Source organism: Metabacillus rhizosphaerae (assembly GCF_037201795.1).
Lineage (GTDB): Bacteria > Bacillota > Bacilli > Bacillales > Bacillaceae > Metabacillus > Metabacillus rhizosphaerae.
Genome location: NZ_CP147403.1, coordinates 700775 through 712891 on the forward strand (window position 1 = coordinate 700775; position 12117 = coordinate 712891).

Annotated in this window: 10 protein-coding genes and 2 tRNA genes; all 12 read left to right on the top strand. The window is 36.8% G+C overall.

The genetic code is table 11. The features are described 5' to 3' along the window. Window positions 1–8: 8 nt before the first annotated feature. Window positions 9–2021 (top strand): molybdopterin-dependent oxidoreductase, encoded by a 2013-nt coding sequence (locus WCV66_RS03580; protein ID WP_338787905.1) that lies wholly within the window; start codon window positions 9–11, stop codon window positions 2019–2021. A gap of 317 nt (window positions 2022–2338) precedes the next feature. Further along, on the top strand, window positions 2339–3439 hold the full coding sequence (gene ychF / locus WCV66_RS03585) for a redox-regulated ATPase YchF (RefSeq protein ID WP_066338729.1): 1101 nt from the start codon (window positions 2339–2341) through the stop codon (window positions 3437–3439). A gap of 314 nt (window positions 3440–3753) precedes the next feature. Next, a complete protein-coding gene (gene rpsF, locus WCV66_RS03590) occupies window positions 3754–4044 on the top strand; it encodes a 30S ribosomal protein S6 (protein WP_066338859.1) in 291 nt (96 codons plus the stop codon). Between the two features lie 38 nt (window positions 4045–4082). Continuing rightward, on the top strand, window positions 4083–4607 hold the full coding sequence (gene ssb / locus WCV66_RS03595; protein ID WP_066338724.1) for a single-stranded DNA-binding protein: 525 nt from the start codon (window positions 4083–4085) through the stop codon (window positions 4605–4607). A gap of 46 nt (window positions 4608–4653) precedes the next feature. Then, window positions 4654–4893 carry a 30S ribosomal protein S18 gene (gene rpsR / locus WCV66_RS03600; RefSeq protein ID WP_046588211.1) on the top strand — a complete coding sequence of 80 codons (240 nt, stop codon included), beginning with the start codon at window positions 4654–4656 and terminating at the stop codon, window positions 4891–4893. A gap of 213 nt (window positions 4894–5106) precedes the next feature. Then, on the top strand, window positions 5107–6042 hold the full coding sequence (locus WCV66_RS03605) for a YybS family protein (RefSeq protein WP_083964768.1): 936 nt from the start codon (window positions 5107–5109) through the stop codon (window positions 6040–6042). 39 nt (window positions 6043–6081) lie between these two features. Beyond that, the gene (locus WCV66_RS03610) at window positions 6082–8055 is read left to right on the top strand and encodes a DHH family phosphoesterase (RefSeq protein ID WP_338787906.1); all 1974 of its coding nucleotides are present in this window, start codon (window positions 6082–6084) and stop codon (window positions 8053–8055) included. After that, window positions 8052–8498, top strand: coding sequence for a 50S ribosomal protein L9 (rplI, locus tag WCV66_RS03615; protein WP_066338717.1), 447 nt, complete (start codon window positions 8052–8054; stop codon window positions 8496–8498). Before WCV66_RS03610 ends, rplI begins: the two co-directional genes overlap by 4 nt. A 157-nt stretch (window positions 8499–8655) precedes the next feature. Beyond that, window positions 8656–10017 (top strand): replicative DNA helicase, encoded by a 1362-nt coding sequence (dnaB, locus tag WCV66_RS03620; protein ID WP_066338842.1) that lies wholly within the window; start codon window positions 8656–8658, stop codon window positions 10015–10017. Window positions 10018–10286: 269 nt separating this feature from the next. Continuing rightward, the gene (locus WCV66_RS03625; protein WP_066338714.1) at window positions 10287–11573 is read left to right on the top strand and encodes an adenylosuccinate synthase; all 1287 of its coding nucleotides are present in this window, start codon (window positions 10287–10289) and stop codon (window positions 11571–11573) included. A gap of 373 nt (window positions 11574–11946) precedes the next feature. Further along, window positions 11947–12022 (top strand) — tRNA-Lys (locus tag WCV66_RS03630). A 20-nt stretch (window positions 12023–12042) separates the two neighbouring features. Then, window positions 12043–12114: transfer RNA gene (locus WCV66_RS03635), tRNA-Glu, on the top strand. The last annotated feature ends 3 nt before the right edge of the window (window positions 12115–12117 follow it).

The window sequence follows — 12117 nt, forward strand, 5'->3', positions numbered from 1 at the left end:
AATAGGAAATGAAGCAGGTATTTAAATCATCATGTCCTTTAAACTGTTGGGATAGTTGTGGTTTAGAGGTAACTGTTGAGAATGGAAAAGTGACTAAGGTTGAAGGCGATAAAGACCATCCAATTACCAAAGGAAAAATTTGTGGTAGAGGAAGAATGCTAGAAACGAAAACAAATTCAAAGGAACGGTTAACAACGCCATTAAAAAAAGTAAATGGTCAGTTTATTGAAATTCCATGGGAGCAAGCTCTCAATGAAGTAGCAGACAAAATGAGTGAGATCAAGGAGATCTATGGATCAACAGCTGTACTGCATAGTCATGATTATGCGAATAATGGCTTGCTGAAGAATCTTGATCAGCGTTTCTTTCATTGTTATGGCGGTGTCACAAATTTAGTTGGTAGCATTTGCTGGGGTTCTGGTATTGAAGCTCAAACCTGGGATTTTGGTAGCTCTTTTAGTCATGCCCCAGATGATATTTTTCATAGCAAGCATATTGTCATATGGGGAAGAAATGTAGCTAGAACAAACATGCATTTATTTCAATACTTACAAGAAGCTAAAAAAGGCGGCACAACTATTACCGTTATAGATCCCATTTACAATGCAACTGCTAAAATAGCGGATAATTATATTTCGGTAAAGCCAGGAATGGATGGATTAGTAGCGATTGGCATTATGAAGGTTTTGGTAGATGAAAATAGGCATGACCAACAGTTTATTAAGGACCACACAATTGGTTTTCATGACCTTTTGTGCTTACTGGATAGTATCAAGATGGAGGATGTTTTGGCAAAGGCTGAAATTTCCTATGAAGACATTAGATATTTAGCTACCGTTTATTGCGATGGCCCAACTTCTACTTATTTAGGTCTCGGAATGCAAAGATATGCAAATGGCGGAAATACAATTAGATTAATAGATGCACTTGCTGCAGTAAGTGGAAATGTAGGAGTCCCAGGTGGTGGAGTTAACTTTGGGAATCTGCAAGTTGGTAACAGCTTTAATAAGAGTGGACTTACCTTGCCACATAAAAAAACGGTAACAAGGCACTTTTCAATGATGGAACAGGCTGAAGGAATTTTAGGTGCTGAAAATCCAGGCATTAAAATGATTTTTGTGACGTGTGGGAACCCTCTTGCACAGGTCCCAAATTCTGCAAAGGTAAAGAAAGCTTTCGAATCGGTTAATTTACTTGTGGTTGTTGACCACTTTTTAACAGATACTGCTGAACTGGCTGACTATGTACTCCCAACAACAACCGTATTTGAGGAAGAAGATATCTATTATTCGTCAATGTACCACCATTATGTGAATTATGGAGATCAGTTAGTTAAACCACCTGGAGAAGCAAAATCTGATTTGTGGATTTGGACTGAATTAGCAAATCGTTTAGGTTTTGGAGAAGAGTTTCAGTTTACTAGAACTGAGTATTTAGAGATAGGACTTTCACATTTAAAACAGCATGGTATAACAGTTGAACGGTTGAAAGAGGAAAAGAGACTGCCATTACCTGTGCGCTTTGTACCTTGGGAGACAAAGAAATTTTTGACTCCGAGTGGGAAATTTGAATTTACTTCATCCATTGCTGAGAAAAAGGGGTATGTAGGAAAACCACAATATTTGCCTCCAAAAGAGTCTAGCCTTACAAACTCATTGTTAGCAAAAAAGTATCCATATCAGCTCTTAACAATTCACCCGTTACGCTCTAATCATTCACAGCATTATATTCTGATAAAGACTCTACAAATTGTTAAAATTGAAATATCAGAGGATATTGCAAGTGAGAAGGATATGACAGATGGAGATTCTGTCAGAATTTTCAATGACAGAGGAAGTCTTTCAGGAATTGTAAGGGTCTTGAAAAGGGCCCATCCTAGAACAATAAATGTTGATGAAGGACAGTGGCATAAGTTTGGCGGTTCTGTAAACTTGCTAACACCTGATGATAATTCTGATAATGGATTAGGTAGTATTTTATATGATTGTTTAGTAAATATCGAGAAAATGAATGATAATTGATGCAAAGGAGAGCCGTTTATAGGTTCTCCTTTTTAGTAAGGTAAGAATGCATAAAAGTTTGTACTTAGTTTTGGTGTCCAGCTCCAGCGCCTAGCCCCTCGAGGTCATAAGCCACAAGTGAATTGAAGACAAAGAACGTCTTCTATTCACTTGCGTCTTATGCTTGTCGGGGCTGAGCAAGACGCTTACGCTTTTCTTATATTGTTTCACTATAAATGAGAGACCTGCTTGTTTTTTATGTGTTTACTATCTATAATTGTTGAAGATTGGTTAGAATTCGGACAAATTTTTTTGTTTAATGATAGAGGAGTGGAAATATGGCATTAACTGCAGGAATTGTAGGTCTTCCAAACGTCGGAAAATCAACATTATTTAACGCAATTACACAAGCTGGTGCTGAGTCAGCAAACTATCCATTTTGTACAATTGATCCTAATGTCGGGATTGTAGAAGTACCTGATGAGCGTTTACAAAGGCTAACAGAACTTGTAAAACCTAAAAAAACCGTACCAACCGCATTTGAATTTACTGATATTGCTGGAATTGTTAAAGGTGCAAGTAAAGGAGAGGGATTAGGTAATAAGTTTCTTTCCCATATCCGTCAGGTAGATGCAATTTGTCATGTTGTGCGTTGTTTTGCAGATGATAATATTACTCATGTATCTGGTAAAGTTGACCCAATTTCGGATATCGAAACAATTAATCTAGAGTTGATATTAGCGGATTTGGAAACAGTTGATAAACGTATTGATCGTGTAGCTAAGTTAGCAAAGCAGAAAGAAAAAACAGCTGTCTTTGAACATGAAATCCTAGTAAAGCTTAAAGAAGCGTTTGAAAGTGAAAAGCCAGCTCGTTCTGTGGAATTAACAGAAGAGCAATTGAAATATGTGAAGCAACTTCATTTATTAACATTTAAACCAATTCTATATGTAGCAAATGTTAGTGAGGAGGAAGTTGCAGATCCTTCAGACAATGAATATGTAGGACTGGTTCGTGAATTTGCGGCAGCTGAAAATGCTGAAGTAATTGTTGTATGTGCTAAAATTGAATCAGAGATTGCTGAACTTGAAGGTGAAGAAAAGGAAATGTTTCTTGAAGAGCTTGGAATTGAAGAGTCTGGGCTTGATCAGTTAATTAAAGCCTCTTACAATCTTCTTGGTCTGGCAACTTATTTTACAGCAGGTGAACAAGAGGTTCGTGCTTGGACATTTAAAAAAGGAATGAAAGCTCCTCAATGTGCTGCTATTATCCATACAGACTTTGAAAGAGGATTTATCCGTGCTGAAACAGTTTCATATGATGACCTATTAGCAGCAAAGACAATGGGTGCTGCACGTGAAGCAGGAAAAGTCCGTCTAGAAGGTAAAGAATACATTGTACAAGATGGAGATGTTATCCATTTCCGCTTTAATGTATAAGATTTCTTGCTAATACTATTTATCTAAAATTATTTATTCCATATTTAGTTTGTGACTAGCGCAAGCTCCTGATCAAGGCGCTTGCGCATTTCTTGGTGTCCAGCTTCAGCGCCCAGCTCCTCGAGTCATAAGCCACTCTTGAATTGAAGGTAAAGAACACCTTCTATATTCAAGAGCGTCTTATGCTTGTCGGAGCTAATCAAGGCGCTTGCGCATTTCAGTATCATTTGCTATAATACCTAATTGTGAGTAATTTATTTTAATTGCTCCTTGCCCTATAATGGGCCGTTTAGACCAAAAGGAGGTGTAAGATGATGAAAAAGTACGAGGTTATGTACATCATCCGCCCAAATATTGAAGATGAAGCTAAGAAAGCTCTAGTTGAGCGTTTCAACAGCGTTTTATCTGATAATGGTGCGGAATTAAACGAATCAAAAGAGTGGGGCAAACGCCGTTTGGCTTACGAAATCAATGATTTCCGTGATGGCTACTACATGCTTCTTCAAGTTAACTCTGAAGCTGCTGCTATTCAAGAATTTGATCGTTTAGCGAAAATCAGCGAAGATATCATTCGCCATATCGTTATTAAAAAAGAAGATAAATAATTAATGTTTGAAAAGATATTCAAAAAAGGATGGTTCTGATGTTGAATCGAGTTGTACTAGTCGGAAGACTAACAAAAGATCCAGATTTGCGTTACACACCAAGCGGAGTAGCTGTTGCTACATTTACTTTAGCAGTAAACCGTACGTTTACAAACCAACAAGGTGAAAGAGAAGCTGACTTTCTAAACTGTGTGATTTGGCGAAAGCAAGCCGAAAATGTTGCAAACTTTCTTAAAAAAGGAAGCTTAGCAGGTGTTGACGGTCGTTTGCAATCACGTAGCTATGAGGATCAAAGCGGGAAACGTGTATATGTAACAGAGGTTGTTGCAGAAAGTGTCCAATTCCTTGAGCCTAGAGGTGCGAGCGGCGGAGGCAACAATAACTACAACAGCAACAATAACAATAATAATAACTTTGGTGGGTATTCAGAAAACTCTGGTAATCAAAACCCATTCGGTTCAGATCAAAATCAACGTAATCAAGGTCGTACAAGCTTTGATGACGATCCATTTGCAAACGATGGAAAGCCTATTGATATATCTGATGATGACTTACCGTTTTAATTATAAATATATGACCGTAATATAATCAGAAGGGAGGAACTAGAAAATGGCAGGTGGACGTAAAGGTGGACGTGCGAAACGTCGTAAGGTGTGTTTCTTCACATCTAACGGTATCACACACATCGATTATAAAGATGTTGATTTACTTAAAAAATTCGTATCTGAGCGTGGTAAAATCTTACCTCGTCGTGTAACAGGTACAAGTGCAAAATACCAACGTAAATTGACTGTAGCTATTAAGAGAGCTCGTCAAATGGCTTTATTACCATACGTTTCTGGTGAATAATAAATGAAAAAGCACAGATAAGGATTGTATCCTTTCTGTGCTTTTTTCATCTATTAAATGGGCAGACCTAGATTGCCTACCCTACTAATAATGCTTCCTTTAATTGGGTAAATAACCATTCTGAAAAAAGGTGTTAAGATGGTCGTTTAGAAGTTTGATTCCGTGATGAAGGTAGTCTAAAATATAATATGATCCCTTTAAAGAGGTGAAAATGTGAGTAAAGTTCGTGTAATAACAGAAGGTGCACTTATTTTAGCGATATTCTTAGTTTTAATGCTTTTTGCTCTATATGCACCAATCATAGGGACGATCTTACACTTAGTCCTCCCATTACCCTTTATGCTATTTACAATTAGACATGGTATTCCCCTATCGATCATGATGTTAATCGCGGGTTGTATTCTATCGATCCTCTTTGGGTCAGTAACAAATATCTTAATCGCTTTTATTTTTGGTTTGAGTGGCTTAACAATGGGTTATTTTTATAAAAGGAAAAGTCCGATAGGTGCATTAATAGGAGGAAGCTTAGCTTATACATTTAGTTTTGTTATAACTTATATAGGAGCAATACTATTCCTTAAGCTTGATTTTATAAAAATTTCTATCGGTTTACTTGAAGAATCAATAGAGCAATCAAAGTCAATCATTACTGCTCTTGACGCTAATACAAATGTAGAGCAACAATTTGAACAGCTGGAAAAGGGTTTGGATCTGATACATATATTAACACCAACTATGTTTGTAACCTTAGGTATCCTATTTTCTCTCTTTAGCCACCTTGTAGCAATACCAGTACTTAAGCGCTTGAAGGTTGAAGTATCTCCTTTAAAACCATTTAGGGATTGGCGCTTGCCAATAAGCTTAATCTGGTATTATTTAATCGTATCAGTGTTAATTATGATAAAACTTGATAAAGATAGCTTCTATTTTATGGCGTTGATAAACTTATATTATATTTTACAATTCTGTGTCCTAATTCAAGGCTACTCGTTCATATATTATTATTCATATAAGAAGGGCTTATCAAAGGCTATACCAGTAATCGCTGTAATTGCTTCATTGCTCTTACCAATATTTCTTTATCTTATTAGAATCTTAGGTATAATTGATTTATGTTTCCCTCTCCGTGACAAAATAACAAAAAAGTAAAATAGGATTCACTGCCTGAGAGGAGTTGATGAGAAACGAATGCCAAATTTAAATGAAAAGCCATTAATCCGATATTCTATTTATTCATTAATTGGCTTAACAGTTATAGCTGTCCTGGTTCTATTTTTTTATAATTGGATAATCGGTATCCTGGTATCTATTTTCTTAAGTGTTTCACTTTACCTTCTAAGAAAAGCTGTTTTAGACTTTCAATTAGAAATGGAAGGTTATATTACAACGCTATCATATCGATTGAAAAAGGTCGGCGAAGAAGCTTTAATGGAGATGCCGATTGGGATTATGTTATTTAATGATCAATATCATATAGAGTGGACGAATCCATTTTTAACTTCTTGCTTTGACGCAGATACATTAGTGGGTAGATCCCTCTTTGATGTAGCTGATGCATTAGTCCCATTAATAAAACAAGAAGTTGATTCAGAAACGATTACCTTACATGATCGAAAATTTAAAGTCATTATTAAACGAAATGAACGTTTATTATATTTCTTTGATGTTACAGAACAAATAGAAATTGAGCGGCAGTATGAGAATGAGCGTACAGCCTTAGCATTTATCTTTTTAGATAATTATGATGAAGTGACACAAGGGATGGATGATCAGGCTAAGAGTGCAATAAATAGTGAAGTAACAGCCTTATTAAATAAGTGGGCTAAGGATTATGGTGTATTTTTAAAAAGAGTTTCCTCAGAACGTTTTTTAGGTGTGTTAAATGAAAATATTTTAACTAAGTTAGAAAAAACGAAATTCTCCATTTTAGATGAAGTTAGAGAGAAAACAACGATCCATAATGTATCATTAACATTAAGTATAGGGATTGGTACAGGTGTATCTTCGTTGCAGGAGCTAGCTGATTTAGCTCAATCTGGTCAAGATTTAGCCCTTGGACGTGGTGGAGACCAGGTTGCTATAAAACAAACAAGCGGTAAAGTAAAGTTCTTTGGTGGTAAAACCAACCCAATGGAAAAGCGCACGAGAGTACGTGCCCGTGTTATATCCCATGCATTAAAAGAAATTGTCTCTGAAAGTGATAAAGTGATGATAATGGGACATAAGTTTCCTGATATGGATGCCATTGGTTCTGCTATTGGAATCTTAAAGGTTGCACAAGTAAATGGAAAAGAGGGGTTTATCGTCTTAGACCCAGATGCACTTGATTCTGGTGTAGAACAATTACTGATTGAGCTAAAGCAGCATCCAGAGCTCTGGTCGAGATTTATCACTCCAGAGCAAGCACTAGAGATTATGACAGATGAAACATTACTTATTGTCGTAGATACCCATAAGCCATCAATGGTCATTGATGAAAGGTTACTATCTAGAAGTGAGCATGTTATTGTCATTGATCATCATAGACGGGGTGAGGAGTTTATAAAGGACCCAATCCTTGTTTATATGGAGCCTTACGCATCGTCTACAGCTGAATTAGTAACAGAGCTATTAGAGTACCAGCCAAAGCGTCTTAAAATGAACATGGTTGAAGCAACTGCTTTATTAGCAGGTATTATCGTTGATACAAAAAGTTTTACTCTTCGTACAGGTTCACGTACGTTTGATGCAGCCTCATACTTAAGAGCTAAGGGCGCTGATACAGTACTAGTTCAAAAGTTTATGAAAGAAGATATCGAGAACTATGTGAAGCGTGCTAGACTTATTCAAAACGCGTCAATCTACAAAGAAGGAATTGCGATTACAATTGCAGATGACAATGAATTTTTTGAACAGGTTATCATTGCTCAAACGGCTGATACGCTTTTAACAATGAATGGAGTTTCAGCTTCCTTTGTTATTGCAAGGCGGAATGAAGCTAGTATTAGCATTAGTGCCAGGTCATTAGGTGACATTAATGTTCAGCTCATTATGGAAGCCCTTGATGGCGGAGGTCATTTAACAAATGCTGCGACACAGCTTCAGAATTACACGCTTAAAGAAACAGAAGAAAGACTGAAATCAGCACTAGAAGATTATCTTGAAGGAGGAACCAAATCATGAAGGTAATATTTTTAAAAGATGTAAAAGGAAAAGGGAAAAAAGGTGAAGTCAAAAATGTTGCGGATGGCTACGCGCAAAACTTCTTACTTAAACAAGGACTTGCAGTTGAAGCATCAAATGCTAATGTAAGCTCTTTAAATGCACAAAAGAAGAAACAAGAGAAAGAAGCAATTGAAGAATTAGAGCAAATGCAAGAACTTAAAAAGGTGTTAGAGGAACTAACTGTACAATTAAGTGCTAAATCAGGTGAAGGTGGGCGTCTATTTGGTTCAATTACTAGTAAGCAAATAGCAGATGAACTTAAAAAGAGCCATAGTATCAAGTTGGATAAGCGCAAAATCGACCTACCTGATGCAATTCGTGCCCTTGGATTTACAAATGTACCTGTTAAGTTGCACCCTGAAGTATCAGCAACAGTAAAGGTGCATGTAACTGAACAGTAAATGTTGGAAATATAAGTGGTTTTGTGGAAAGAGTGAAATTTATCTTGAAGCTTAGCCACATTTTTTTTATGCTTAGTACTTAAGAGTTTCTAATTATATGAGATTGAATCATTGATAGCTTCCTAGCAATTATTAAAATAAAAGGACGGTGGTCATCATAAACGAAGTAATTGGTGATCGTATTCCACCACAAAATATAGAAGCAGAACAGGCCGTATTAGGTGCAATATTTCTGCAACCATCTTCTTTAACATTAGCATCAGAACTTTTAATTCCTGAAGATTTTTATCGTGCATCACATCAAAAAATTTATAATGCAATGCTTGATTTATCCGATAAAGGTGAGCCAGTCGATTTAGTAACGGTAACCTCAGAATTAGCAGACGCGAATCTTTTAGAAGAAGTGGGCGGGGTTTCATATTTAAGTGATTTAGCAAATTCAGTACCTACTGCAGCTAATATTGAATATTACGGGAAATTAGTAGAAGAAAAGTCAATTTTACGTCGTCTTATCCGTACTGCTACTGGAATTGCCCAAGATGGGTATAGCCGTGAAGATGAAGTTGAAGTTCTTTTAAATGAGGCTGAAAAAACAATTATGGAGGTTGCACAGCGTAAGAATGCTGGTGCCTTTCAAAATATTAAAGATGTTCTTGTCCAAACATATGATAACATTGAATTGCTTCATGATCGTAAAGGGGATGTTACTGGTATCCCAACAGGTTTCATGGAGCTAGATAAAATGACAGCAGGCTTCCAACGAAATGATCTCATTATTGTAGCAGCACGTCCATCTGTTGGTAAAACTGCATTTGCATTAAATATTGCTCAAAACGTTGCGACAAAAACTGACGAGAACGTTGCAATCTTTAGTCTGGAGATGGGTGCAGATCAGCTTGTCATGAGGATGCTTTGTGCTGAAGGTAATATAGATGCCCAACGACTTAGAACAGGTTCATTAACCCCTGAGGATTGGGGTAAATTAACCATGGCAATGGGAAGCCTTTCAAATTCTGGAATATATATTGATGATACACCTGGTATACGTGTAAGTGAAATCCGTGCAAAATGTCGCCGTTTAAAACAAGAGGCTGGTTTAGGTATGGTATTGATCGATTACTTACAATTAATCCAAGGTAGTGGTCGTAGTGATAACCGCCAACAAGAGGTATCGGAAATTTCCAGAACTCTTAAGGAATTAGCTCGTGAGCTAAAGGTTCCTGTTATTGCTTTATCTCAGCTATCACGTGGAGTTGAACAACGTCAAGATAAACGTCCAATGATGTCAGATATCCGTGAATCTGGGAGTATTGAGCAGGATGCTGATATTGTGGCCTTCCTATACCGTGATGACTATTATGATAAAGAATCTGAGAATAAAAATATCATTGAAATTATCATTGCTAAACAGCGTAATGGTCCGGTTGGTACCGTGTCATTAGCCTTTGTAAAAGAATATAACAAATTCGTTAATCTAGAGCGGCGTTTTGATGACGAAGGTGTACCACAAGGTGCATAAGAGAAGATCGTATCCATGCGGTCTTCTTTTTTTATGTTCCTTTTAGAGTTAATCATTCTATATTGGGATATGATAAAAGTAATCGTAAATAAAGAGTAATGAAGGAATATATTGTTTTTTATTACAATAGACAAAGAGGAATATACGAACGAATACATCTGGTGGATTTATAAATGTTCGTATTTTCATTGACTTTCTTCATAGTGATTGATAAAATAAACATGTTTGATTAGTGCGAAATTAAGTGCGAAATTACGGAGGTGCACGGAATGTCTTCAGTAGTAGTTGTTGGAACTCAATGGGGAGATGAAGGGAAAGGAAAGATTACTGATTTCCTTTCTGAAAATGCAGAGGTTATTGCTCGTTATCAAGGTGGAAATAACGCAGGTCATACAATTAAATTTGGTGGAGAGACTTATAAACTTCACTTAATTCCATCTGGTATTTTTTATAAAGATAAAATCTGTGTGATTGGTAATGGTATGGTTGTAGATCCGAAAGCACTTGTTACAGAACTTGCTTATTTACATGAGCGTGGAATTACAACAGATAATTTACGTATTAGCAATCGTGCGCATGTCATTTTACCTTACCACCTTAAATTAGATGAGGTAGAGGAAGAACGAAAAGGCGCAAATAAAATTGGTACAACTAAAAAAGGAATCGGACCAGCCTACATGGATAAGGCAGCTCGCGTAGGGATCCGTATTTCTGATTTACTTGAGCGTGATGTTTTCGAAGAGAAGCTTGTTCGTGCTTTAGAAGAAAAGAACCGCATGTTAGAAAAGTTTTATGAAGTAGAAGGCTTCACTGTGGAAGAAATTTTAGATGAGTACTATGAATATGGCCAACAATTTAAAAAGTATGTTTTAGATACATCAGTTGTTCTAAATGATGCTTTGGATGAGGGGCGTCGTGTTCTTTTTGAAGGTGCTCAAGGTGTAATGCTTGATATTGATCAAGGTACATATCCTTTTGTTACATCTTCTAACCCTGTTGCTGGAGGAGTTACAATTGGTTCTGGAGTAGGTCCAACTAAGATAAACCATGTTGTTGGTGTATCTAAGGCATATACAACTCGTGTAGGTGACGGTCCTTTTCCTACTGAATTAAACAATGAAATTGGCAACCAAATTCGTGAAGTTGGACGTGAATATGGTACAACAACTGGACGTCCACGTCGTGTTGGATGGTTTGATAGTGTTGTTGTTCGTCATGCAAGAAGAGTAAGTGGATTAACAGACCTTTCACTAAACTCAATTGACGTGTTAACTGGCATTGAAACATTAAAAATTTGCGTAGCATATAAGCATAAAGGTGAGACAATTAACGAGTATCCTGCTAGTTTAAAAGTTCTTGCAGAATGTGAACCAGTATACGAAGAACTACCAGGCTGGACAGAAGATATTACAGGTGTTCGCAATCTAAGTGAACTACCTGCTAACGCTAGACATTATATCGAGCGTATTTCACAGCTTACTGGTATTCCATTATCGATCTTCTCTGTGGGACCGGACAGAACTCAAACGAATGTTATTCGCAGTGTATATAGCTAAATAAACATTAGTCATTGTATAGGGGGGAATCGAAGAATGTCGATTCCCTTTTAACATCAAAGAAAATATTACAAATTAAATAAAAAAATGTATTGTTTTATTTAGAAGTGATATGGTATGATAGATCACGTCCTGTTAGAAGATTTAATATCTTATTCATTGAATAATGAGTCACAGCAGTACAAGCACTAAAACAATGTAATATCTACTCATTTCTATAATGAGCCATTAGCTCAGTTGGTAGAGCACGAACGAATAAGCTGCGAAGCATGAACATCAGCGCACAAATTGAGCCACTGCTTGAATAAGCTTTCTGAGATTTGGGCGTCAGTACAAGCACTAAAACAATGTAATATCTACTCATTTCTATAATGAGCCATTAGCTCAGTTGGTAGAGCATCTGACTTTTAATCAGAGGGTCGAAGGTTCGAGTCCTTCATGGCTCACCATTTTTACTACATGTTACTTTGGCCCGTTGGTCAAGCGGTTAAGACACCGCCCTTTCACGGCGGTAACACGGGTTCGAATCCCGTACGGGTCACTT

Excerpts from the sequence above, each read along its gene's own strand:
- WCV66_RS03580 (WP_338787905.1), top strand. The coding sequence starts at position 9 with ATGAAGCAGGTATTTAAATCATCATGTCCTTTAAACTGTTGGGATAGT.
- ychF (WP_066338729.1), top strand. The coding sequence starts at position 2,339 with ATGGCATTAACTGCAGGAATTGTAGGTCTTCCAAACGTCGGAAAATCA.
- rpsF (WP_066338859.1), top strand. The coding sequence starts at position 3,754 with ATGAAAAAGTACGAGGTTATGTACATCATCCGCCCAAATATTGAAGAT.
- ssb (WP_066338724.1), top strand. The coding sequence starts at position 4,083 with ATGTTGAATCGAGTTGTACTAGTCGGAAGACTAACAAAAGATCCAGAT.
- rpsR (WP_046588211.1), top strand. The coding sequence starts at position 4,654 with ATGGCAGGTGGACGTAAAGGTGGACGTGCGAAACGTCGTAAGGTGTGT.
- WCV66_RS03610 (WP_338787906.1), top strand. The coding sequence starts at position 6,082 with ATGCCAAATTTAAATGAAAAGCCATTAATCCGATATTCTATTTATTCA.
- rplI (WP_066338717.1), top strand. The coding sequence starts at position 8,052 with ATGAAGGTAATATTTTTAAAAGATGTAAAAGGAAAAGGGAAAAAAGGT.
- WCV66_RS03625 (WP_066338714.1), top strand. The coding sequence starts at position 10,287 with ATGTCTTCAGTAGTAGTTGTTGGAACTCAATGGGGAGATGAAGGGAAA.